This is a genomic window from Aeromonas salmonicida subsp. salmonicida, from assembly GCF_001643305.1.
GTDB lineage: Bacteria > Pseudomonadota > Gammaproteobacteria > Enterobacterales > Aeromonadaceae > Aeromonas > Aeromonas salmonicida.
In genome coordinates this window covers 1-24,180 of sequence record NZ_LSGW01000047.1, presented here as the reverse complement: position 1 = coordinate 24,180, position 24,180 = coordinate 1, and the positions used below count along the sequence as shown (strand labels likewise).

Here is a 24,180-nt window from a genome sequence, read left to right as displayed (position 1 = left end):
ATAACCCTTGTGGTTTTTTAAAGTCGATAATCATGACCCAGAAAAAACGTTCCCCCAGCTCAACCCGCTGGTTAAAAGAACATTTCGACGATCAATACGTCAAAAAAGCCCAGAAATTGGGGCTGCGTTCCCGCGCTGTTTTCAAAATTGATGAAATCCAGGGCAAGGATAAATTGCTTCGCACCGGCATGACGGTCGTGGATCTGGGAGCCGCCCCGGGTGGCTGGTCCCAGTTCGCCGTTGAGCAGGTGGGTGACAATGGGCGAGTCATCGCCTGTGATATTTTGCCGATGGATCCCATTGCCGGTGTCGATTTCCTGCAAGGGGACTTTCGGGAGGAGACTGTACTCGGCGCTTTGCTGGATCGAGTGGGTCCGGACAAGGTGGACGTGGTCATGTCTGATATGGCGCCCAATATGAGTGGCACCCAACAGGTGGATCAGGCCCGCGCCATGTACCTGATCGAGCTCGCGCTCGACATGTGCAATCAAGTGTTACGCACTAATGGCAGCTTCGTGGTGAAGGTATTCCAGGGAGAGGGGTTCGATGCCTATCTCAATGAAATTCGTAAGCTTTTCTCTGCTGTCAAGATTCGTAAACCAGACTCGTCTCGTGCTCGTTCACGAGAAGTCTACATTGTGGCTACCGGTTTTAAACTGTAGTACCCTAACCTTCATCGTTAACTGTCAGTCTGCGAGGTCATTGATTTGAGTGACATGGCGAAAAACCTAATCCTGTGGCTGGTCATCGCCGTCGTGTTGATGTCGGTGTTCAATAGCTTCAGCCCCAGCGATACCACCAGTCGCCAGCTGGACTATTCCAGCTTCGTTAAAGAAGTGACCCAAGAGCAGATCCGTGAAGTGCGGATGGATGGCAAGGTCATTAATGGCGTCAAGCGCACTGGTGAACGCTTCACCACCATCATACCGGCGCCGGATCCCCAGCTGCTCAACGACATGCTCAATCACAATGTCAAAGTGATGGGTGAGAAGCCGGAAGAGCCGTCTTTGCTGACCTCTATCTTCATCTCCTGGTTCCCGATGCTGCTGCTGATCGGTGTCTGGGTATTCTTCATGCGTCAGATGCAGGGCGGCGGTGGCAAGGGTGCCATGTCGTTTGGCAAGAGCAAGGCTCGCCTGATGAGCGAAGATCAGATCAAGACCACTTTTGCTGACGTCGCAGGCTGCGATGAAGCCAAAGATGAGGTGAAAGAGCTGGTCGACTATCTGCGCGACCCGAGCAAGTTCCAGAAACTGGGTGGCAAGATCCCGACCGGCGTCCTGCTGGTAGGTCCTCCCGGTACCGGTAAGACCCTGCTGGCCAAGGCCATTGCGGGTGAGGCCAAGGTGCCTTTCTTCACCATATCGGGTTCTGATTTCGTCGAAATGTTTGTGGGTGTCGGTGCCTCCCGGGTACGTGACATGTTCGAACAGGCCAAGAAGTCGTCCCCCTGCATCATCTTCATCGATGAAATCGATGCGGTCGGTCGCCAGCGTGGCGCCGGTCTCGGCGGTGGTCACGATGAGCGCGAGCAAACCCTGAACCAGATGCTGGTCGAGATGGATGGTTTTGAAGGCAATGAAGGCGTCATCGTCATCGCTGCCACCAACCGCCCTGACGTACTGGATCCGGCCTTGCTGCGTCCAGGTCGTTTCGACCGTCAGGTTGTGGTCGGTCTGCCGGATGTGCGCGGTCGCGAGCAGATCCTGAAAGTACACATGCGCAAGGTGCCATTGGCAGATGATGTCAATGCAGCCGTGATTGCACGTGGTACTCCGGGTTTCTCCGGTGCTGATCTCGCCAACCTGGTCAACGAAGCTGCGCTCTTCTCTGCCCGTGAGAGCCGCCGTGTGGTTTCCATGGCCGAGTTCGAGAAGGCGAAGGACAAGATCATGATGGGGGCGGAACGCCGTTCCATGGTGATGAAGGAGTCCGAGAAGGAGATGACGGCTTACCATGAGGCGGGTCACGCCATCATAGGTCGTCTGGTGCCGGATCATGACCCTGTCTACAAGGTTTCCATCATACCGCGCGGTCGTGCGCTGGGTGTGACCATGTACCTGCCCGAGCAGGATCGCTGGAGCCACTCCAAGCAGCACCTGGAGTCCATGATCTCCAGCCTGTACGGTGGTCGTCTGGCGGAAGAGCTGATCTACGGTGCCGAGAAGGTCTCGACCGGTGCGTCCAACGACATCGAGCGTGCGACCGATATCGCCCGCAAGATGGTGACCCAGTGGGGCATGTCCGAGCGTCTCGGTCCCATGCTCTATGCAGAAGAAGACGGCGAAGTGTTCCTCGGTCGCAGCATGGCCAAGGCCAAGCACATGTCCGACGACACCGCGCGAGTCATTGATGCAGAGGTCAAGCAGGTTATCGATCGCAACTACGCCCGCTCCAAGCAGATCCTGCTGGACAACATGGACGTACTGCACACCATGAAAGATGCGCTGATGAAGTACGAAACCATCGACGCCAAGCAGATCGATGATCTGATGGCCCGTCGCGAGGTGCGTGCTCCGAGCAACTGGCATGATGAGCACAGCGATACTCCGTCAGGTGGTGCCACTGTCGCAGAGGATGCCAAACCGGCTGTGACCGAGGTCGAGCAGGTGGCTGATGTCGATATCGACAAGGCCAATGATCTCCCGGCCAAATAAACTGTAATGATGCAAACCCCGGGCTGGTCCCGGGGTTTTTCTTTATGCAAACGGAAGTGAAGATGCAGCTAATCAGCAAAGGGCTCAGCCTCTCCCTCGAACGCCCCCATGTCATGGGGATCCTCAATGTCACCCCAGACTCCTTCTCCGATGGCGGTCATTTCAGTCAGATTGAACGGGCGATGGCCCATGCGCGTCAGATGGTCTCTGACGGGGCAACACTTATCGATATTGGTGGCGAGTCGACCCGTTCTGGCGCCCCTGACGTGAACGAACAGGAAGAGCTGGACAGGGTGATCCCCGTGGTCGAGCGGCTGGTCGCCGAGCTGGATGTGATGATATCCCTCGATACCTCCAAGGCTGCCGTGATGCGCGAAGGTTGCAAGGCGGGAGCCCATCTCATCAATGATGTCAGGGCGCTGCTTGAACCCGGCGCCCTGGCGGTTGCCGCAGAAGCTGACGTACCAGTGTGTCTGATGCACATGCAAGGCCAACCGAGAACCATGCAGGCGGAACCCCATTATGATGACCTGCTGGGGGAGGTGAGGGCTTTCTTCGATGAGCGTATTGCCGCCTGTCTGGCCGTCGGGATACGGCGCCAGCAGTTGTTGCTGGACCCGGGCTACGGCTTTGGCAAGACGCTGGCACACAACTATCAACTACTGGCACAGCAGAGCAAGTTGCTCGATTACCAGCTTCCGCTCTTGGTCGGCATGTCGCGAAAGTCTATGATAGGCAACCTGCTTGGCCGACCGGTTGATGATCGGTTGGCCGGCAGCCTGGCCTGCGCGCTCATCGGGATGCAACATGGTGCCCGGATCATCCGGGTGCACGATGTGCGAGAGACTATGGATGCCCTGCGCGCTGGCTGGATGGTAATGACGGGACAAGATTTCATATCCAAATAAAAAAACGAGAACAGATAATGGCAAGAAAGTATTTCGGCACCGATGGTGTCCGCGGCAAGGTTGGCGAATTCCCGATCACCCCTGATTTCGTGATGAAGCTGGGTTGGGCAGCAGGCAAGGTGCTCTCCAAGAAGGGCACCAAGAAGGTGCTGATCGGCAAAGATACCCGCATCTCTGGCTACATGCTGGAATCCGCGCTGGAAGCCGGCCTCTCCGCTGCCGGCCTCAAGGCTATTCTGATGGGCCCCATGCCCACCCCGGCCGTTGCCTACCTGACCCGCACCTTCCGTGCTGAGGCCGGTATCGTCATCAGCGCCTCACACAATCCCTTCTATGACAACGGCATCAAGTTCTTCTCCGCTGACGGTACCAAGTTGCCGGATGATGTGGAAATGGCTATCGAGGCCGAGCTGGATCACGAGATCAAGTGTGTCGAGTCCGCCGATTTGGGCAAAGCCGTGCGTATCGAGGATGCTGCTGGCCGCTATATAGAGTTCTGCAAGAGCACCTTCCCATCCAACCTGAGTCTGGAAGGGTTGAAAATGGTGGTCGACTGCGGCAATGGCGCAACCTATCACATAGCCCCCTCCGTCTTCCGCGAGCTGGGCGCCGAGGTGATTGCCATCGGCTGCAGCCCGGATGGTCTCAACATCAACGACGGGGTCGGTTCTACCGCTCCCGACGCGCTGGCTGCCAAGGTGCTGGAGTGCAAGGCAGACCTGGGCGTGGCATTCGATGGTGACGGCGATCGTCTGGTGATGGTTGATCACACCGGCTACATCATCGACGGCGACGAGATCCTTTACATCATTGCCCGTGATGCCCTGCGCAACGGCCGCCTCAAAGGCGGTGTCGTCGGTACTCTGATGGCCAACATGGGTCTGGAGCTGGCGTTGCAGACCCTGGGGATCCCGTTTGCCCGGGCCAAAGTGGGTGACCGCTACGTGCTGGAGATGATGAATGAGAAGGGCTGGCGTATCGGGGGTGAAAACTCAGGTCACATCATCTGCCTGGATCAGACCACGACAGGGGATGGCATAGTCGCCGCCCTGCAGGTGCTGATGGCCATCTGCACCGCCGAGATGCCGCTGGCCAAGCTGCGCTCCGGCATGAGCAAGTTCCCGCAGGTGCTGGTGAACGTCCGTTTCGCCGAGGGCAAGGATCCGCTGGCGGCTGACGCCGTCAACCAGGAAGTCGCCAAGGTGGAACAGGAGCTGGCCGGCCGTGGTCGCGTATTGCTGCGTAAATCCGGCACCGAACCCCTGATCCGGGTCATGGTGGAAGGTGAACATGAGCAACAGGTGCGCGACATGGCCCAGCGCATTGCACAACAGGTTGAATCGGCGTTTTAATGAACAATAATGGCGGCTTTTTAGTCGCCCTGGTTGTATCTTGTTCAAACGATTCGAAAATTCAAAATAGCACTTGTCAGCTGACAATCCTCTGGATATTATCAGCCCCGCTTTCGCAAGGGAGTTGCCGATGGGACATCGCAAGCCGTTTGTAGCAGCCAACTGGAAGTTACACGGCAGTAGGTCGCAGTTAGAGCAGTTTACTGACCAATGCCTGCAAGGTATTGACGAGCAAGTAGATGTGGTCTTGTGTCCATCCCATGTGCATCTCGACTTCACCGCCGCACTGCTCAACGAGCAAAAGGTAATGAAGTTGGGGGCTCAGAATGTGAGTCAGCACCGACAAGGCGCTTATACGGGTGAAGTCTCGTGTGAGATGCTTGTTGAGGCAGGGTGTCGTTACGTACTTGTAGGGCACTCCGAGCGCAGGCGTCTCTTTGGTGAGACCAGCTTTATCGTCGCAGAGAAGTTTGCGGCAGCCAGAGCGGCAGGCTTGATCCCCATCCTCTGTTTGGCTGAGTCAGGTGCAGCGAGGCAAGCGAGAAGAGCCTTTGAGGTGATCGCTGAAGAGCTGGATATCGTCATAGAGAAAAATGGCGCGATGGCTTTCGATAATGCTATCATCGCCTACGAGCCGATTTGGGCTGTAGGTACAGGTAAATGCGCCACACCCGAGCAGGCACAAGAGGTTCATTCCTTTATACGCGGTCGCTTGGCGGAGGATACTCCAGTAATAGGTGAGAAAGTTAGAATCATCTATGGTGGGAGCGTGACACCGACCAATGCGAGAGATTTGTTTGCCCAGCCCGACGTTGACGGCGGCCTGATTGGTGGAGCAAGCCTCGATGACAAGACGTTTTTAGGAATTGTTGAAGCGGCAAAGGGTGCAAGTTAAATGTACGAAATTCTTTTAGTCGTTTATCTGCTGGTTTCACTGGCTCTGATTGGTCTGGTGATGATTCAGCAAGGTAAAGGGGCTGACATGGGCGCCTCCTTCGGCGCAGGGGCATCGAATACCGTATTCGGCTCCGGTGGTTCAGGCAGTTTCCTGACCCGAACAACAGCAGTTTTGGCTACTCTGTTCTTTCTGGTTAGTTTGGTGCTTGGCTCTATGTCCAGCCACAAGGTCAAACAGGGTAGTGAATGGGAAAATCTGCAACAAACCGAACAGGTTGAGCAGACCAAAGCGCCAGTAAACAAAGATACTGACGTTCCCCAATAAGTGAGTTTTGCCGTGGTGGTGGAATTGGTAGACACGCTATCTTGAGGGGGTAGTGCTCTAGGGTGTGCGGGTTCGAGTCCCGCCCACGGCACCAATTAAGCAGTGAACTCGGGTAACCGGGTGTATTATAGTCACTCAGTCTTGTATGAAGAGAATGAACTGGCTATAATCTCGCACGATTTCGGACGCGGGGTGGAGCAGCATGGTAGCTCGTCGGGCTCATAACCCGAAGGTCGTCGGTTCAAATCCGGCCCCCGCAACCAAATTTCACGCATTTCCTACCCTCAGGAAGGCGGTCGCTGCGAGGCGACAATCAGGGTAAAGCGCCAAGCCCCGATTTGACATCGGGGCTTTTTGTTATGTGCGATTTACTCTGAATCGATATCTATCTGGGCTTTATGCCCTTTTTTTGTTTTTCGGAGGGTGACTTTGGCTACGTTGGAACAACGTTTGACCGATCTGCTCGAGGCTCCGGTCGTTGCCTTGGGTTTTGAACTTTGGGGTATTGAGTTTATCCGCGCGGGTAACCACTCCACTTTGCGTGTCTTTATCGACGGCGAGAATGGTGTGACTGTCGAAAACTGTGCTGAAGTCAGCCACCAGGTTGGCGCCATCATGGATGTCGAAGATCCCATCACAGAAGAATACTTCCTGGAAGTATCCTCCCCTGGTCTGGATCGTCCGCTGTTCAAGGTTGCCCAGTTCGAAAAATACGTTGGCCAAGAGGCGGCAGTGCAGCTGCGGATGGCAACAAATAACCGCCGCAAGTTCAAAGGCGTAATCAAAGCTGTGCAAGGCGACATGATCACCCTGACAGTAGATGGTAAGGACGACGTGTTGGCTTTCACCAATATCCAAAAAGCGAACATAGTGCCGAACTTTGGTTAACGAGGCTATCGGATATGAATAAAGAGATTTTGCTGGTCGTTGACGCTGTATCCAACGAGAAGGCGGTACCCCGCGAGAAGATTTTCCAGGCTCTGGAGACTGCGCTGGCGACTGCGACCAAGAAAAAATATGAAGGCGAGATTGAAGTTCGGGTTGAAATCGATCGCAAGACCGGTGACTACGAAACCTATCGTCGCTGGGTTGTTGTGGCCGATCAGGCTGCAATGGAGAACCCGTACGGTGAAATCACCCTCGAAGCCGCTCAGATCGAGCAGCCCGAGATCCAGCTCGGTGACTATGTAGAAGATCAGATTGACTCTGTTACCTTCGACCGTATCACCACCCAGACCGCCAAGCAGGTTATCGTGCAGAAAGTGCGCGAAGCCGAGCGTTCCCAAGTCGTTGACCAGTTCAAGGACAAGGAAGGCACCATCATCAGCGGTGTGGTCAAGAAGAGCAATCGTGACAACGTGATCCTGGATCTGGGCAGCAATGCCGAGGCCGTGATCTTCCGTGACGACATGCTGCCGCGCGAGACCTTCCGTCCGGGCGACCGTATTCGTGGTCTGCTCTACGCCGTGCGTCCAGAAGCCCGTGGTTCCCAGCTGTTCGTCAGCCGCTCCAGCCCGGACTTCCTGAAAGAGCTGTTCCGCATCGAAGTACCGGAAATCGGTGAAGAGATGATCGAAATCATGGGCGCCGCCCGTGACCCGGGCTCCCGCGCCAAGATCTCCGTCAAGACCAACGATCGTCGTATCGACCCAATCGGTGCCTGTATCGGCATGCGTGGTGCTCGTGTGCAAGCTGTCTCTGCAGAGCTGAGCGGTGAGCGTGCCGACATAGTGTTGTACGATGACAACCCCGCACAATACGTGATCAATGCCATGGCGCCGGCCGATGTGGCCTCCATCATAGTGGATGAAGACAACCACACCATGGATATCGCCGTGGAAGCCGCCAACCTGGCCCAGGCCATCGGTCGCAACGGTCAGAACGTGCGTCTGGCTTCCCAGCTGACCGGTTGGGAGCTGAACGTCATGACCGTCGAGGACATGCGCTCCAAGCACCAGGCCGAGAACGATCGCATCCTGACCCTGTTCACCAGCGCCCTGGACATTGACGACGATTTCGCCGGTCTGCTGATGGAAGAAGGCTTCTCCACCCTGGAAGAGATCGCCTTCGTACCCGTCAATGAGCTGCTGGCCATCGACGGTCTGGACGAAGACATGGTGGAAGAGCTGCGCAAGCGTGCCAAGGATGTCCTGACCACCAAGGCCCTGGCCAAAGAAGAATCCTTGGACGGCGTAGAGCCTTCCGAAGACCTGCTCAATCTGGCTGGCCTCGGTCGCGACATGGCATATGCCCTGGCCGCGCGTGGTGTCGGCACCCTGGAAGATTTGGCAGAGCAAGGTATCGACGACCTTGCCGACATTGAAGAGCTGACCGCTGAGAAAGCCGGTGAGCTGATTATGGCTGCTCGCAATATCTGTTGGTTCGGAGAAGAGCAGTCTGAATAAGATCAAACGGAGGAAAATGAATGGCAGAAGTATCAGTCAAACAACTTGCCACTGACATCGACACGCCGGTTGATCGTCTTCTCCAGCAGTTTGTCGATGCCGGTATCAGCAAGAGCAAGGCCGACGACCTCGTCAGCGAGTCTGAAAAACAGACTCTGCTGGCTCACTTGAAAAAACAGCATGGAGGTGACGAGCTCACCGCACCAGCCCGCATGACTTTGCAGCGCAAGACCAAGAGCACCATCAGTGTTCAGGGGACTGGCGGCAAGAACAAGGAAGTGCAGGTTGAAGTGCGCAAGACTCGCACCTATGTAAAACGCTCGGCGCTGGAAGATGAACAGCGCCAGGCGGAAGCCGAGGAAACAGCGCGTTTGGAAGCAGAAGAAAAAGCTCGTAGCGAGGCCGAGAACAAGGTTCGTCTCGATGCTGAAGAGAAGGCTCGCCGTGAGGCTGAGCAGGCTCGTCGTGAAGCTGAGGAAAAGGCGCGGATCGAGGCACAATCAAAGGCTCGACAGGCTCCACAGCCCGCCAAAGCAGCCAGTAGCACAGCTCAGCAAGAGGCAGAAAAGATGGCCAAGCGCGAAGCAGAAGAACTGAAGCGCCAACAGGAACAAACAGCTTTGCAAAAAGCAGAAGAACTCGCCGCCAAGAAAGCCGAAGAGGCTCGTCTCATGGCGGAACAGAACGGCCCTCGCTGGGCTGAAGAAGAAGCTGCTCGCGCCAAAGAGAGCAGTGACTATCATCTGACCACCAACAAGCATGCGCAAGCCGCAGAAGACGAGTTGGACCGGAAGGAAGAGACCAGTCGTCGCACGGCTGCTGCAGCGGTCAAGGCCCCGAAAAAGGCCGGTCGTCGTGAAGACGATCGCGACTCCCGCAACCCGCGTGCCCGCAAAGGCAAGCGCGGCAAGATGGCCATGCCCAACGCCATGAAGCACGGCTTCAACAAGCCCGCAGCTGTGGTTAACCGTGACGTTGTCATTGGCGAAACCATCACTGTAGCCGAACTGGCCAACAAGATGGCCGTCAAGGGTGTTGAAGTCATCAAGGCGATGATGAAGATGGGCGCCATGGCCACCATCAACCAGGTGATCGATCAGGAGACAGCTCAGCTGGTCGCCGAAGAGATGGGTCACAAGGTGGTGTTGCGCCGTGAGAACGAACTGGAAGAGGCGGTACTGTCCGATCGTGACGAGACCTCCGAAGCCAAGTCCCGTGCTCCTGTCGTGACCATCATGGGCCACGTTGACCACGGCAAGACCTCGCTGCTCGACTACATCCGTAAAGCCAAGGTTGCTGCTGGCGAAGCCGGTGGTATTACCCAGCACATCGGTGCTTACCACGTCGAAACCGACAGTGGCATGATCACCTTCCTGGATACTCCGGGTCACGCTGCGTTTACCTCCATGCGTGCTCGTGGTGCCAAGTCGACCGATATCGTCGTTCTGGTTGTTGCTGCCGATGACGGCGTCATGCCGCAGACCATCGAAGCCATCCAGCACGCCAAGGCGGCTGAAGTACCCATCGTGGTTGCGGTCAACAAGATCGACAAGCCTGAAGCGGATCCGGATCGCGTCAAGACCGAGCTGGCCCGTTACAACGTCATGTCAGAAGACTGGGGTGGCGATAGCCAGTTCGTCCATGTTTCTGCCAAGTCAGGCGAAGGTATCGACGATCTGCTGGAAGCCATCCTGATCCAGTCCGAAGTACTGGAACTGAAAGCGGTAGTCGATGGCATGGCCAGCGGCGTCGTGATCGAGTCCTTCCTGGACAAGGGTCGTGGTCCTGTTGCCACAGTGCTGGTACAAGAAGGTACTCTGCGCCAGGGCGACATCGTACTGTGTGGTCTGGAATACGGTCGTATTCGTGCCATGCGTGACGAACTTGGTCGCGAGATCAAGGAAGCGGGTCCGTCCCTGCCGGTGGAAATCCTGGGTCTGTCCGGGGTGCCGTCTGCCGGTGACGAAGCCACTGTTGTACGTGACGAGAAGAAAGCCCGTGAAGTGGCGCTCTATCGTCAGGGCAAGTTCCGCGACGTCAAGCTGGCTCGCCAGCAGAAGGCCAAGCTGGAAAACATGTTCGCCAACATGACCGAGGGCGAAGTGTCCGAAGTGAACGTGGTGATCAAGGCTGACGTACAGGGTTCGGTGCAAGCCATTTGCGATGCGCTGGTCCAGCTCTCTACCGACGAAGTCAAAGTCAAGATCGTGGGCTCGGGTGTTGGTGGCATCACCGAAACCGACGCCACTCTGGCTGCGGCTTCCAGCGCCATCCTGGTGGGCTTCAACGTCCGTGCCGACGCTTCTGCGCGCAAGGTCATCGAATCCGAGAGCCTGGATCTGCGTTACTACTCCGTCATCTATGATTTGATCGACGAAGTGAAGCAGGCCATGAGCGGCAAGCTGGCTCCTGAGTATCGTCAGGAGATCATCGGTCTGGCTGAAGTGCGTAGCGTCTTCAAGTCACCGAAGTTCGGCGCCGTTGCCGGCTGTATGGTTACCGAAGGTGTGGTCAAGCGTTCCAACCGCATCCGTGTTCTGCGTGACAACGTGGTTATCTATGAAGGCGAGCTGGAATCCCTGCGTCGCTTCAAGGATGACGTCAACGAAGTCCGCAACGGTTACGAGTGTGGTATCGCGGTCAAGAACTACAACGACGTACGCGAAGGCGACCAGATCGAAGTTTACGAGACCATTGAAATTCAACGGACTCTGTAAGCCGACAGTTAGACAAAATAGGGGGCTGCGGCCCCCTTTTATCGCAGGATAGAATATGGCCAGAGAATTCAGCCGGACCAACAGGGTCGGCCAGCAGATCCAGCGCGAAATCGCGCTGATCTTGCAGCGTGAGGTCAAGGACCCGCGCATCGGCATGGTAACCGTCTCGGACGTGGAAGTGTCCAAGGACCTCAACTATGCCAAGGTTTATGTCACCTTCTTGCAGTTGGATATCGATGCCGAGCGCATCGCGGAAGGGCTCAAGGGCCTGACCGAAGCGGCCGGCTACATCCGCAGCCTGCTTGGCAGCGCCATGCGCCTGCGGGTGGTGCCCGAGCTGCGCTTCTACTACGACCAGACCCTGGTCGAGGGGATGCGCATCTCCAACCTGGTGTCCAACACAGTGCGTGACGACAAGCGTCGCATGGCCGAAGCCGGCCGTGAAGAAGACGAAGCCGCACCGGATGATACAACTGAGGATAAAGCCTGAGATGTCTCGTAGACGCCGTTTCAAGGGTCGTGACGTACACGGCATCCTGCTGCTGGACAAGCCGACCGGTCTGACCTCCAACGATGTGTTGCAGAAGGTCAAGCGTATCTACAACGCAGCCAAGGCCGGTCACACCGGCGCTCTGGATCCGCTGGCGACCGGTATGCTGCCGATCTGCCTCGGCGAGGCCACCAAGTTCTCCCAGTATCTGCTGGAGGCGGACAAGCGCTATGAGGTGACCGCCAAGCTGGGCGAGCGCACCAACACCAGCGACTCCGACGGCGAGGTGGTCTCCACACGTCCGGTGAACGTGGCCCTGGGTACCCTGATCGAGTCGCTGGACCAGTTCCGCGGCCCCATCATGCAGGTGCCGTCCATGTACTCTGCCCTCAAGCACAACGGTCGCCCGCTCTACGAATATGCCCGTGAAGGCATAGAGATCGAGCGGGAAGCCCGCCCCATCACTGTGTTCGAGCTCAAGCTCATCAGCTTTGAAGGGGATGAGGTCAAGCTGGAAGTGCACTGCAGCAAAGGCACCTACATTCGCTCCCTGGTGGACGACCTGGGTGAAGTGCTGGGCTGTGGCGCACACGTTACCCAGCTGCGCCGTACCCAGGTGGCCACGTATCCCTATGAGCGGATGCTGACTCTGGAACAGCTCGAGTGCATCTTCGAACAGGCCAAGGCCGAGAGTATCCCGCCACGGGAGCAGCTCGACCCCTTGTTGCTGCCGATGGATACCGCCGTGGCCGCACTGCCCGAGGTGAACATGCTGGCGGCAGTCGCCGCCTATGTGAACCAGGGTCAAGCCGTGCAGGTAGCTGGCGCGCCGCAAAGCGGCCAGGTTCGCATGACGGTGGGCCCGGAGCGTGAGTTCATCGGTGTGGGCGAGATCGACGATGAAGGGCGGGTTGCCCCCAAGCGTCTGGTTCGCTACCACGATGAACACGACGAGGAGTGATCCTCAGGCGGTATCAGGGCGTCTTCCCCGCTGCGCCTCTTTCTCGTTGCGAAAAGTGACGAGGACGATTATGATACCGCCCTCATTTCACGGCTGAATTAGAGATTGGCTGTGAACCTTTAAACACTCTATTGGAGTAATACCATGTCTCTAAATGCTGAGATCAAAGCTTCCATCGTTGCTGACAACGCTCGTTGCGCCAACGACACTGGCTCCCCCGAAGTGCAGGTTGCCCTGCTGACTGCCCAGATCAACCATCTGCAAGGTCACTTCAAAGAGCACGCTAAAGATCACCACGGTCGTCGTGGTCTGCTGCGCATGGTTTCCCAGCGTCGCAAGCTGCTGGACTACCTGAAGCGTAAAGATGTTCAGCGTTATGCTGCTCTGATCGCCAAGCTGGGTCTGCGTCGTTAATCGACCATCAGATTTCGCGAAAAAGGGGAACCTCAGGGTTCCCCTTTTTTATTGTCCGTCAGGCTGTTGCCATCCTCACAGAATGTGTGTCACTGCTTACCTTTTGGTTCGAATCAAGTATACTTGCACGCGAATTTAAAGAGCCAAATTGTAAAAAGGAAATTCACGTGAATCCTATTGTAAAGTCATTCCAGTACGGTCAACACACCGTCACTCTGGAAACCGGTGTGATGGCCCGTCAAGCCACTGCGGCCGTTATGGTCAGCATGGACGATACCTGCGTATTTGTGACCGTCGTCGGCAAGAAAGAGGCCGATCACGGTCGCGATTTCTTCCCGCTGACCGTCAACTACCAGGAGCGTACCTATGCTGCTGGTCGTATCCCGGGTGGTTTCTTCCGTCGTGAAGGCCGTCCGAGCGAAGGCGAAACCCTCACCTCCCGCCTGATCGACCGTCCTATTCGTCCGCTGTTCCCGGAAGGCTTCCTCAATGAGGTTCAGGTGGTTGCCACCGTTATGTCCGTGAACCCGCTGGTTTCCCCGGACATCGTTGCCATGATCGGTGCCTCTGCTGCACTGGCCATCTCCGGCATCCCGTTTGGTGGCCCGATTGCGGCTGCTCGCGTGGGTTACATGAACGGTCAGTATGTGCTGAACCCGACTACTGCCGAACTGCCCCAGAGCGATCTGGATCTGGTGGTTGCCGGTACCGCCAACGCCGTGCTGATGGTGGAATCCGAAGCGGCCATCCTCTCTGAAGAGGTGATGCTGGGCGCCGTGGTATATGGCCACGAGCAGATGCAAGTCGTGATCAACGCCATCAACGAGTTTGCCGCCGATGTGGGTACCCAGCCATGGGATTGGACCCCGCCTGCGACCAACGAAGCCCTCAAGGCCAAGATTGCCGAGCTGGCTACAGCTGAACTGGGTGAAGCCTACCGCATCACCGAGAAGGCCGTGCGTTACGCCGCCATCGGTGCCATCAAGCAGCGCGTGATCGAGCAAGTGATCGCCGCTGGCGTGGAAGACGATGCCAAGAAGATTGGCGAAGAGTTCCACAGCCTGGAAAGCCGCATCGTTCGTGGTCGTGTCGTACGTGGCGAGCCGCGCATTGATGGTCGCGATCCGGAAATGATCCGTGCCCTCTCCGTCGGTACCGGCATTCTGCCCCGCGCTCACGGCTCTGCCCTGTTCACCCGTGGTGAGACTCAGGCCATCGTCGTTGCGACCCTGGGTACCGAGCGTGACGCCCAGAACATCGACGAGCTGGCTGGCCACCGCGCCGACCGCTTCATGCTGCACTACAACTTCCCGCCGTATTGCGTCGGTGAAACCGGCATGATGGGCAGCCCCAAGCGTCGTGAAATCGGTCACGGTCGTCTGGCCAAGCGCGGCGTTGCTGCCGTGATGCCGAGCGCCGCCGAGTTCCCGTACGTGGTGCGCGTGGTGTCTGAAATAACCGAATCCAACGGCTCCTCCTCCATGGCTTCCGTTTGTGGTTCCTCCCTGGCGCTGATGGATGCGGGTGTGCCGATCAAGGCCTCCGTTGCCGGTATCGCCATGGGTCTGGTGAAGGAAGAAGAAGGTTTCGTCGTGTTGTCCGACATCCTGGGTGACGAAGATCACCTGGGCGACATGGACTTCAAAGTGGCCGGTACTACCCAAGGTATCACTGCGCTGCAGATGGACATCAAGATCGAAGGCATCACCAAAGAGATCATGGAGATTGCCCTCAAGCAAGCCCGTGGTGCTCGCCTGCACATTCTGAAAGTGATGGACGAAGCCATCCAGGCGCCGCGTGCCGAGATTTCCGATTTCGCGCCGCGTATCCACACCATCAAGATCAATCCCGAGAAGATCAAGGACGTGATCGGCAAGGGTGGCTCCGTGATCCGTGCGCTGACCGAAGAGACTGGCACCAACATCGAGCTGGATGATGACGGTACCGTCCGCATCTCCGCCGTGGCCAACGAAGCGGCCATGGAAGCGATCCGTCGTATCGAAGCCATCACTGCCGAGATCGAAGTGAACCGCATCTATGAAGGCAAGGTTGTGCGTCTGGCCGATTTCGGCGCCTTCGTCAATATCCTGCCGGGTAAAGACGGTCTGGTACACATCTCCCAAATCACCGATGCCCGCGTGCAGAACGTGGCCGACTTCCTGAAGCTCGGTGACGTGGTGAAGGTGAAGGTACTGGAAGTGGACCGTCAAGGCCGTGTGCGTCTCTCCATCAAGGAAGCGAATGCACCGACCGAAGCCGTTGCTCCTGCTGCTGACGTAGCCGCTGTCGAAGAGCCGGCTGCCGAATAAGGCTGCTGCGCTGTGAAGAGCCGACCTCAGGGTCGGCTTTTTTGTGTCCGCTGTCCGCCACGCTTGTTTCCTATGAGACCCTCTGTTACAACGGAGAGCTCCCCGCGCGACGGGCAACAAGGAGCAGTATGATGTCGTGGGCCCTCCTCAGGCAGTTTCCCCCTCTGGTCTGGACAGTGATCCTGGGTACCTTCATGGTGCGCACCAGCTATTACATGGTCTGGCCGTTTCTCTCCATCTTGCTCTATCGGGAGTATGCCCTTTCGGCCACCAGTATCGGTGCCATGCTGGGGGCGACCGCGGCGATCTCGACCCTGGTCAGTTTCTATGGCGGCTGGCTGTCGGACAAGCTGGGGCGGCGCAACATCTTGCTGGCCGGTTGTCTGGTCGCGCTGCTCTGCTACGGCCTGCTGGGATTTGCCCACTCAGTATTCTGGTTAGGGGTAGGGGTGCTCGGTAGCGGCCTCTCTTCCGGCTTGATCGATGCGCCCGGCAAGGCGTTGATGGCCGACAGCCTTATCTCTGCCAAGGCCCGCGAGCTGGCACTCCACCTGCGTTACTTCTTGCTCAACCTGGGGGCGGCGATCGGGCCCCTGCTTGGGGTGACGCTGGGGATCAGTGCCCAGCAGCACACTTTTTTGCTGCTCTCCGGCAGCTATCTGCTGCTGGGGGCCGCCTTCGTCTGGGGTTTTCGCCAGCTGATTGAGGGCGAGCAGCGCAGCGGCGGCCTGGGTCTGCGCGCCGCCATCAAGGTGCTGTGGCTGGATTTGGGTTTTCTGTTGCTGGTGATGGCCAATCTGCTGATGGTGCTGGTCTACTCCCAGTTTCACTCGCCGCTGGTGCAATACCTGACGCGGGCAGAAACCCCAGAGGTGGCGAAACTGGTCGCCATCCTGGTGACCACCAATGCACTGACCGTGGTTGTGCTGCAATTCCCGCTGCTGCATCTGCTTGCCCGCTGGCCGCACAAGGTACGGCTGCAGGTCGGCATCATGTTGTTTCTGGGCGCTCAGGTGCTGTTCGCGCTGGGGGATCCCCAGCAGTGGTCACACTGGATCGGGGCCGTGCTGTTGCTGAGCGTGGGGTAGACCATTTTGTTTCCGCTGCTCAACGTGCTGATCGACCAGATGTCGCCCCCTCATCTCAAGGGAAGCTATTTCGGAGCCGGTGCGCTGGCCGGGCTGGGTGGGGCCATCGGCGCCGTGCTGGGAGGCTGGATTATCGAGCAGTGGAGTGGACAGTTGCTCTACATACTGATGACGCTGCTCTGCGTGCTGACGTTTCTGTTGTACGAATGGGGGGCCCGGATCCCGCGCCCCGAGGTGGCGAAATCCTGTGCCCAGCAAGGCTAGTGGGTCTCTTTCGGATTCACCTCTTTCAGCGCCTTCTTGGCGGCATACATGCGCTCGTCGGCCAGCCGGATCAGGCTGTTGCCCTCGTCGAACTGCAATGGCCCTGTTTGCACCAGGCCGATGCTGAGGGTCACATCACCTATCTGCTCTGCCAGTGTGTGGGTCAGCCGTTGCAGATAGACGTCTCTGGCCTGATCCTCGCTGCAGTTGGGCAGGATCAGACAGAACTCGTCTCCGCCGTAACGAAAGCAGCAGTCCTCGGCCCGTGACACCTTGCGGATGGACGCACCCACTATGCGCAGTATCTCGTCTCCCCGCTGGTGCCCCTGGGTGTCGTTGATCTGTTTGAAGTCGTCGATATCGAGGTAGGCGATGACCACTGGCTCGGCCCGACGCTGGCAGGTGCGCAGGGTGCGGGTCAGGTTCTCCTGCAGGTGGCGCACGCTGAGCAGGCCGGTGAGAGCATCGGTGCGGCTCATCTCCTCCAGTTGCTGGGTACGCTCCCGGACCTTCTCCTCCAGCGCTTTGGCATAGATCTCCGATTTCTCCTTGGATGACTCTATCTCCGAGACCAGGCTGCGGATGTAAGTTTCGAATACCAGGGTAATGTCGAACAGAAACAGTTTGTCGAGGGCGGTCAGCATGGCGATGCGCTCGGGCTCATGGGCTATCTGGGTGAAGATATCCTCGATGAGCAACCCCTTGAGGGTATTGATGGCCGCCAGATAGAGCTTGGGTTCCACCCCGATCCGCTTGTGCACCAGCCCGATCCGCAGCCGGTTGTTGACGTACTCCAGGTCATACAGGCCGCTGAACAGGTCGAGGATGTAACGGCGCTGAGCCGCTCTGAGTCTTGTCAGCGTATCGGCATCGCCGATCAGCAGGGCAATCTCGGTGATCCCGGTCTGCAGTATATAAAACTTGTCGACCAGCACATCGATATGGGGTTCTATCTTGGAACGATAGCTGGCGAGCCGGGTGAAGTCGTCCTCGTCCAGCAGTAGCAACTCCTTGCGATGGGCGATCTCAAACTCGGTGATCCGCATCTGTTCCAGCAGGGTCTGTTCGGTTGGATTCATGGTAGTTCCCTGAACGAATATGAGGGGGCGCACATTGCTATCTAACTGACAGTGTAGACAGTAAAACAGGGTGATGGTTTTCAAATGGCGCAGGCTCCCTGCCGATCAAGACTTGTGCCTGTGAGGCTGTGAGCTGGCTAGAAGGTCAGCACCTTGTCGGCCGCCAGTGTCCATTGGGCCAGCAGTGGCAGGGTACCAATCTCGATCCCCTCAATGAGGGGCAGCGCCGTGATGCCGCGGGCATCGGTGCAGGTCTTGCACAGACGGATGGCGGTGCCCTGTGCCAGCAGTATCTCCAGCATCTGGCGCAGGTTGTAACCCTCGGCCGGGGCTTGCCCCGCCAGGGCGGCACTGACAGCGTCGGACATCAGGAACAGCTGCAGGCTGGCGCCACCCTGCTCATTGAGAGCGATGGCCAGACGTAGGGTATTGAACAGGGACTCGCTGCCATAGGGGGCGCCGTTGGCAATGATGACAATATGTTGATTCATAAGAGACTCCATCACGAAAACACCATTCTAGACTCGGCCGGCCTGTATTGGCGTGATGTTGCACAAACTCTGTCGTACCGGTTTGCGCATGACTTGACCCGGTTGGCCGAGTACGGTCTGATAGGCGACCATCAAACATGACAGAGGAATGAGGTCGTTATGTGGAAGGTTTTCGGAATAAGTATGCTGCTGTTGGCCGGTCAGGCTTATGGCAGCCAGCAGGTAGGCTGCAAGGCTCGGCAACAGGCAGTGGCGGATCAGCTGGTCTTCGCCAAGGCGCACAATAATGCGGATCAGATAGCCGGGCTGGAGCAGGCGCTGCGCAACATAGAGGCCCACTGTACCGATGACGGTCTGTTCAAGGAGCAGCAGCAACAGGTAGCCAAGCTGAAAGAGCAGGTGAACGAGCGGCTGCTCGAGTTGCAAAATGCGCGTGTGTCGGGCAAGCCGGACAAGATCGCCAAGAAGCAGGCCAAGCTGGAAGAGGCACAGGCCAAGTTGCTGGCCGCCCAGAGCGAGCTGGATGCCCTGAGCAAGCTGATCAAACCCTGAACGACGAATTGCACAATGAAAAAGCCGGGCATGCCCGGCTTTTTCATTTTTCAGCAGGCACTCATGTCAGAGCCCCCGTCGACCCACCATGTTGGCTGGCACTACCCAGGCATCGAACTCCTGCGCCGTGAGGTGGCCGGAGGCGATGGCGGCTTCCCGGAGGCTGAGCCCCTCACTGTGTGCCCGCTTGGCTATCTCGGCCGCCTTGTCGTAACCAATGTGAGGGTTGAGTGCCGTGACCAGCATCAGAGAGCCGGCCAGCAGCTCGTCTATGCGTGCCCGGTTGGGAGTGATGCCGGTGGCGCAGTGGTCGTGGAAGCTCTGCATGCCGTCGGCCAGCAGACGCACGCTCTGTAAAAAGTTATGGGCGATCAGTGGGCGGAAGACGTTCAGCTCGAAGTTGCCGCTGGCGCCACCTATGTTGATCGCCACGTCGTTGCCCATCACCTGGGCACACAGCATGGTGAGCGCCTCGCACTAGGTCGGGTTGACCTTGCCGGGCATGATGGAGGATCCGGGTTCATTTTCCGGGATGAGCAGCTCACCGAGCCCGCTGCGGGGGCCGCTGGCCAGCCAACGTACGTCGTTGGCGATCTTCATGAGTGACGCGGCCAGCGTCTTGAGGGCGCCGTGAGCATGAACCAGGGCATCGCTGCTCGCCAGCGCCTCGAATTTGTTGGGGGCGCTCACCAGCGGCAAGCCCGTCTGCTCCGCCAGGGTGGCAGCCACGGCATCGGCAAAACCGGGTGGCGTGTTCAGGCCGGTGCCGACGGCCGTGCCCCCCAGCGCCAGCTCGCACAGATGGGGCAGGGCGGCTCGAATGTGGCGCTCCCCCTGTTCCAGCTGGGCGACCCAACCGGAGAACTCCTGCCCCAGGGTGAGCGGAGTGGCATCCTGCAAGTGGGTGCGGCCAATCTTGACGATGTCGTCGAAGGCGTGGGCCTTGCGGGCCAGCGTCGCGCTCAGGGTGATCAGGGCGGGCAGCAGTTGCAAGGTAATGGCAGTGACGGCCGCCAGGTTCATGGCGCTCGGGAAGACATCATTGCTCGACTGGCTGAGGTTGACCTGATCGTTGGGATGGACGAGACAGCCCTGCCCCCGCGGACCGCCGAGCAGTTCGCTGGCCCGGTTGGCCAGTACCTCGTTGACATTCATGTTGGTCTGGGTGCCAGAGCCTGTCTGCCAGACGCGCAGTGGAAATTCCTCCTCATGCAGGCCGCACAGGATTTCATCGGCGGCGCTCATGATGGCCAGGGCCGTGCGGGCGGGCAACAACCCCTTGGCGTGATTGACCCGGGCGCAAGCAGACTTGATGCGGGCCAGGGCGCAGATGAGCTCGGCGGGTTGGCGCTCCCCCGAGATATCGAAGTGGAGCAGGGAGCGCTGGGTCTGGGCGCCCCACAGCCGTTCGGCTGGCACCTCTATCTCCCCGAAGCTGTCGTGTTCGATCCGTGTCGTCATCGCATACTCCCGTCTAACAAAACAAGGGGCGAGGGAAGATCCCTTGCCCCTCACAGCATGGCAAACCGCAGGTTCGGCGGCTCAGATCAGCACCTCACCTCTATGCTCCCTTTTTCATGGGCAGTCAGCCGTGAGGGCTAAAGGGGGTCAACTTCGCCAGCGGGGTGGCATTCATGAATTCCTCCACCTCCTCGCCGTGTTTGAAGATCTTGTAGCTCTCGCCGCGGGCGCTCCAGTATTCGAGGGTGTCGCCGCTGCTCTCACCGCTTATCTGCAGCAGGCTGGCTTCGCGCAGGGCCACCACGTATTCGCTCGGGTTGATGGCGCAGAACTCCGCCAGACGTTCGTCGCGGGTTTCGCCCATGTGGCCGCTGATGCTGGCATCCAGATAATGAGGGTTGATCTGCAACGGGAACAGGCCCAGCGCAGGCAGCACGGCGGCGTTGCACACCGGCATGTCGTTGGTGGTGCGAATGCTGGGGGTTGCCACATTGCAACCTGCGCTCCAGCCCACATAGGGCACGCCCCGCTCGCGTACCGCGCGCTGGATTGGCACGACCAGACCATATTCGTGCAGTAGCTGGTTCAGGCGCCAGGTATTGCCACCGCTGATGAAGATGGCATCAGCCTGATTGATGGCATCCACAGGGTCATCAAACTGATGAATACTGATGGCTTCCACCCCCAGACTCTCGGTGAGATCGCGGGCGCGGGCATCCCAGTCGCTGCGGATCACGGCGTAGGGGATCAGCAGTATGCGTTTGACCTGTTTGCGGGCGAGCAGGGTTTGCACCCTATCCCGGGCCCAACCGAGCAGACCCGGAAATTCGGTGGCTTTACCGTTGCTGAGAAGAAGCAGTTCCATGAAGTGTGTCCTCGATGAGTGAAAGCGGAGGCATCATCGCCAGAGCCTGGCGACAAGAGTCCCCATTCTAGCCTCATTGGTGCCCGTGTTCTGTGATCCCGTCGCCCCACCATGGCAATAGCCCCCATTACCGTGCCCCTTGGCGTTTGCGGCGGCCAAGGGCGCTTCACTTTGTTTGAAAACAATCAGGGGGCCCGCGGGCCCCCTGATTGTTGAAAACGCTCGTTGTTTAGTCGAGCTTGAAGTCGACCCACACCAGCCGGTGATCCGAGCTGACCCCCTTGGCGATGCCGAGCTTGGCGTCGTACACCAGGTGATAGCCCGGCTCGAAGCTGGCGGGCCAGAACACGCCGGAGGCGACCACGTTCAGGTTGGCGGAGGGCAGCACATGATCGAGCTGCAGGCCGCTGCTGCTGGTGATGCGCTCCGGGGTGGGGCGCTTGTTGTTGCGTTTGCACTGATCCGGCTGGCTGGCGAGGCACTCGGGGCCACCCTGGCTGACCGGTATGATGGCGCCGTTGGTGACCGCCTGATTGACCAGCACATGGTTGTGCAGATCCTGAATGGCGGTGAGATCCCCGTCGCCAATCTGGGGATCGGCGTTGAGATCCCCGGCGATGACGAACTTGGCGCCCTCGGCCAGGCCGCCGGCCTTGCCCGCGTCATCCACCATGTAGCTGGCGGTCTCCACGTAGTCCTGCCAGAAGGCGACTTCGGCGCGGTTGTGCTTGACGTTGTGGCGCGCCGCGTTGCCGAAGATGGGCGGGGTCGGGTGGGAGACGAGGAAGTGGATCACCTCCTCCTTGTTGCCGCGCTTGATGCGCACCGGTACATCTGCGTGGTTCTTGGAGGAGAGCGGGAACGCCTGCCAGGCGGCGGCGTCATACCAAGCATCGCCGCACTGGCGGCCGGCCGGGATCGGCGCCTTGGGGTTGTTGCAGTCGTCGATGACAGGGTTCGATTCGCCCGGCATGTCCTTCCACTTGAAGTGCTGGAAGGTGCGGATCTGCTTGGTGTCGATGGGGTACTGGGACATGACGGCGAAGGCGTACTGGCCGTGGTAGTTGCCAAAGCCCCAGGCGTCGTCCGGCCCACTGCCCACCTTGCCATCCAGGTTGAGGTCATGGCCGCTCATCAGGCCTGTGTTGGTGGCGAAGTTTTGCAGCACAGGGTAGCTGATGGCCTGCACCTCGCTGTGCTGGGCGTGGGCCAGGTAGTTGTCGTTGAACGCCTTCAGGTCGGCGGTATTTTCGCCTTTGCCGTCGTTGTCGAATTCGTTGAGCAGGAACACATCCGGCCGAGTGCGCTGCACTATCTCGGCGATATTGCGGATCTGCTGCACGTCCAGGGCTTTGGTCTTCTCTGCGCCGCTCAGGCCGCCGTCAGCGAGGCGAGCCAGCAGGGTGTCCTGCTCGGCGCGGGTCAGGGCCAGTTCCCCGCTCAGCATGCCAGGAGCGGTGCGATCAAAGGAGAGGTTGAAGGTAGCGAAGCGAACCATGGTATCTGGAGTCTCGGAGTCATTGTTGCTGTGACAGCCTGCCATCAATCCGAGGGAAATGGCAGCGGCGAGTAGGGATTTGCTGATATTTTTCATTGTAATATTCCGTAGCATCAATAAGTTATACCTTGCTCATGGGGAGCGAAGGCGTGCTCATTATAGGGATCCCGGCCAGCAGCCGGGCTCTGAATGGGTCAAAGTGTGAGTCCATTCACAGAGCAAATTCAGCGGGAGGTGAGATGAGTCGGCGGCAAACGGCCCTGGTGGTCGAGGGGCGCGCCATGCGCGGCATTTTTGCCGCGGGTGTGCTGGATGCTTTTCTGGCACAGGGCAGGACGGCGTTCGATCACTGTATCGGGGTCTCGGCGGGAGCGGTCAATCTGGCGGCTTTTCTGGCCGGTCAGCGGGGACGCAACCACAGCGTCATCACGGACTACTCCTGCCGCCCCGAGTTCATCAGTCTGGCCAGGTTCGTGCGTGGCGGTCACTGGCTCGATCTCGACTGGCTGTGGGAGATCACCATCCGCGAGTGCCGACTCGATCTGGCCCGCTTTGCCGTCAATCAGGTGCCGCTGACAGTGGTGACCACCCGGGTCTCGGACGGTCAGGCCGCCTACCTCAAGGGGAACGCGGCCGAGCTGGAGCAGCAGATCAAGGCCTCCTGTTCTGTGCCCCTGGTCTATCGCGACTTCGTGCGCATCGGCGGGGAAGCCATGACGGATGGCGGGGTGGCTGACTCGATCCCGGTGCGATACGCCTACGAACAGGGGGCACGCGATATAACTGTGGTGCTCTCCCGCCCCCTCGGCTATCGCAAGCGGGCGCCACGTCTGCCGGCCCTGCACCGTTATCTGCTGCGCCAGACCCCGGCCTTGGCTCGCGCCAGCCTGGTGCGCCATCGCAGCTACAACGACGCCATCGACTTCATCCGCCAGCCACCGGCGGATTGCCGCATCCGGCTCATTCACCCGCCGGCGGGCTTTCGGGTCGGTCGCATGACCACAGACAAGGGGCGGCTGGAGCAGGGTTACCAAATGGGCTGGCGGGCGGCCCTGGAGTATCTTGCAGCCGACCTGGCCCAGTCTTGAGTCTTTGGGCGGCTCCGCCCGGGGCCGCCACCATGAAAAACCATGGCGATGCCGCTACGGGTCAGCGATGAATCATCCCGCCCGTCACTTCCTGTCTTGATTACCAGAGCCAGCGTTTGCTCGTCCGCTTAATATGCTGCTGGATAATAGTTTGCGATATTTAAAGCAAAATGGTCAGCATTGATGGCATGAAGAAATATCACTGTTAAGTTGAGCTAAATAATCCACGAGTCAAATTGTGACGGAATAATAAAGCCGGTGGGGAACTTTCCTGACTGGTGCTTTTTAAATAGCTGTTCCGAATAGTAGTTCACCGGAGGAAGGGAACTCAGTCCAGTTTGTGCGATCTCATTCGTCGC

General features: G+C 58.5%; 19 protein-coding genes, 2 tRNA genes and 2 pseudogenes. 18 read left to right on the top strand and 5 right to left on the bottom strand.

The window, feature by feature from the left end:
• Positions 1–32 precede the first annotated feature (32 nt).
• The 16 genes and pseudogenes from rlmE (at position 33) to AXW79_RS05845 (ending at position 16,787) form a co-directional block, all read left to right on the top strand.
• Positions 33–662 (top strand): 23S rRNA (uridine(2552)-2'-O)-methyltransferase RlmE, encoded by a 630-nt coding sequence (gene rlmE / locus AXW79_RS05920; RefSeq protein ID WP_005317545.1) that lies wholly within the window; start codon positions 33–35, stop codon positions 660–662.
• A 45-nt stretch (positions 663–707) separates the two neighbouring features.
• Positions 708–2,657 (top strand): ATP-dependent zinc metalloprotease FtsH, encoded by a 1,950-nt coding sequence (gene ftsH / locus AXW79_RS05915; protein WP_005317541.1) that lies wholly within the window; start codon positions 708–710, stop codon positions 2,655–2,657.
• Between the two features lie 62 nt (positions 2,658–2,719).
• Complete coding sequence (folP, locus tag AXW79_RS05910) at positions 2,720–3,565, top strand: dihydropteroate synthase (RefSeq protein ID WP_043151020.1); 846 nt, start codon at positions 2,720–2,722, stop codon at positions 3,563–3,565.
• Between the two features lie 17 nt (positions 3,566–3,582).
• Complete coding sequence (glmM, locus tag AXW79_RS05905) at positions 3,583–4,917, top strand: phosphoglucosamine mutase (protein ID WP_005317535.1); 1,335 nt, start codon at positions 3,583–3,585, stop codon at positions 4,915–4,917.
• Positions 4,918–5,047: 130 nt separating this feature from the next.
• Positions 5,048–5,812 (top strand): triose-phosphate isomerase, encoded by a 765-nt coding sequence (gene tpiA, locus AXW79_RS05900; RefSeq protein WP_005317532.1) that lies wholly within the window; start codon positions 5,048–5,050, stop codon positions 5,810–5,812.
• Positions 5,813–6,139, top strand: a complete 327-nt coding sequence (gene secG / locus AXW79_RS05895; RefSeq protein WP_005317530.1) for a preprotein translocase subunit SecG — start codon at positions 5,813–5,815, stop codon at positions 6,137–6,139.
• 9 nt (positions 6,140–6,148) lie between these two features.
• A tRNA-Leu gene (locus AXW79_RS05890) sits at positions 6,149–6,233 on the top strand.
• Positions 6,234–6,325: 92 nt separating this feature from the next.
• Positions 6,326–6,402 (top strand) — tRNA-Met (locus AXW79_RS05885).
• Positions 6,403–6,568: 166 nt separating this feature from the next.
• Positions 6,569–7,027 carry a ribosome maturation factor RimP gene (gene rimP / locus AXW79_RS05880; RefSeq protein WP_005317527.1) on the top strand — a complete coding sequence of 153 codons (459 nt, stop codon included), beginning with the start codon at positions 6,569–6,571 and terminating at the stop codon, positions 7,025–7,027.
• Positions 7,028–7,041: 14 nt separating this feature from the next.
• The gene (gene nusA, locus AXW79_RS05875; protein ID WP_005317524.1) at positions 7,042–8,544 is read left to right on the top strand and encodes a transcription termination factor NusA; all 1,503 of its coding nucleotides are present in this window, start codon (positions 7,042–7,044) and stop codon (positions 8,542–8,544) included.
• Between the two features lie 20 nt (positions 8,545–8,564).
• Positions 8,565–11,261 carry a translation initiation factor IF-2 gene (gene infB, locus AXW79_RS05870; protein ID WP_005317521.1) on the top strand — a complete coding sequence of 899 codons (2,697 nt, stop codon included), beginning with the start codon at positions 8,565–8,567 and terminating at the stop codon, positions 11,259–11,261.
• A gap of 55 nt (positions 11,262–11,316) precedes the next feature.
• Positions 11,317–11,751, top strand: a complete 435-nt coding sequence (rbfA, locus tag AXW79_RS05865) for a 30S ribosome-binding factor RbfA (protein ID WP_005317518.1) — start codon at positions 11,317–11,319, stop codon at positions 11,749–11,751.
• Position 11,752: 1 nt separating this feature from the next.
• Positions 11,753–12,712, top strand: a complete 960-nt coding sequence (gene truB / locus AXW79_RS05860; RefSeq protein WP_005317516.1) for a tRNA pseudouridine(55) synthase TruB — start codon at positions 11,753–11,755, stop codon at positions 12,710–12,712.
• A gap of 144 nt (positions 12,713–12,856) precedes the next feature.
• Positions 12,857–13,126 carry a 30S ribosomal protein S15 gene (gene rpsO / locus AXW79_RS05855; protein WP_005317514.1) on the top strand — a complete coding sequence of 90 codons (270 nt, stop codon included), beginning with the start codon at positions 12,857–12,859 and terminating at the stop codon, positions 13,124–13,126.
• A 167-nt stretch (positions 13,127–13,293) separates the two neighbouring features.
• The gene (pnp, locus tag AXW79_RS05850; protein WP_011898429.1) at positions 13,294–15,435 is read left to right on the top strand and encodes a polyribonucleotide nucleotidyltransferase; all 2,142 of its coding nucleotides are present in this window, start codon (positions 13,294–13,296) and stop codon (positions 15,433–15,435) included.
• A 41-nt stretch (positions 15,436–15,476) separates the two neighbouring features.
• Positions 15,477–16,787 (top strand): annotated as a pseudogene (locus tag AXW79_RS05845) (MFS transporter).
• On the opposite strand, the gene AXW79_RS05840 reads toward AXW79_RS05845, so the two are convergent.
• Both AXW79_RS05840 and AXW79_RS05835 read right to left on the bottom strand, forming a co-directional pair.
• A complete protein-coding gene (locus AXW79_RS05840) occupies positions 16,784–17,866 on the bottom strand; it encodes a protoglobin domain-containing protein (RefSeq protein WP_005317508.1) in 1,083 nt (360 codons plus the stop codon). The pseudogene AXW79_RS05845 and the gene AXW79_RS05840 sit on opposite strands and share 4 nt — an antisense overlap.
• 137 nt (positions 17,867–18,003) lie before the next feature.
• Complete coding sequence (locus tag AXW79_RS05835; RefSeq protein WP_005317505.1) at positions 18,004–18,357, bottom strand: DsrE/DsrF/TusD sulfur relay family protein; 354 nt, start codon at positions 18,355–18,357, stop codon at positions 18,004–18,006.
• 159 nt (positions 18,358–18,516) lie between these two features.
• On the opposite strand from AXW79_RS05835, the gene AXW79_RS05830 reads away from it, so the two are divergent.
• The gene (locus tag AXW79_RS05830) at positions 18,517–18,909 is read left to right on the top strand and encodes a DUF1090 domain-containing protein (RefSeq protein ID WP_011898431.1); all 393 of its coding nucleotides are present in this window, start codon (positions 18,517–18,519) and stop codon (positions 18,907–18,909) included.
• A gap of 66 nt (positions 18,910–18,975) precedes the next feature.
• Here AXW79_RS05830 and fumC read toward each other — a convergent pair.
• The 3 genes and pseudogenes from fumC to AXW79_RS05815 all read right to left on the bottom strand — a co-directional run bounded on the left by fumC (position 18,976) and on the right by AXW79_RS05815 (position 22,829).
• Positions 18,976–20,370 (bottom strand): annotated as a pseudogene (gene fumC / locus AXW79_RS05825) (class II fumarate hydratase).
• Between the two features lie 124 nt (positions 20,371–20,494).
• Positions 20,495–21,235 (bottom strand): dipeptidase PepE, encoded by a 741-nt coding sequence (gene pepE / locus AXW79_RS05820; protein ID WP_005317499.1) that lies wholly within the window; start codon positions 21,233–21,235, stop codon positions 20,495–20,497.
• A 229-nt stretch (positions 21,236–21,464) separates the two neighbouring features.
• On the bottom strand, positions 21,465–22,829 hold the full coding sequence (locus tag AXW79_RS05815) for an endonuclease/exonuclease/phosphatase family protein (RefSeq protein ID WP_005317496.1): 1,365 nt from the start codon (positions 22,827–22,829) through the stop codon (positions 21,465–21,467).
• A gap of 143 nt (positions 22,830–22,972) precedes the next feature.
• Between AXW79_RS05815 and AXW79_RS05810 the strand changes: the two genes are divergently transcribed.
• The gene (locus AXW79_RS05810; protein ID WP_005317493.1) at positions 22,973–23,821 is read left to right on the top strand and encodes a patatin-like phospholipase family protein; all 849 of its coding nucleotides are present in this window, start codon (positions 22,973–22,975) and stop codon (positions 23,819–23,821) included.
• The last annotated feature ends 359 nt before the right edge of the window (positions 23,822–24,180 follow it).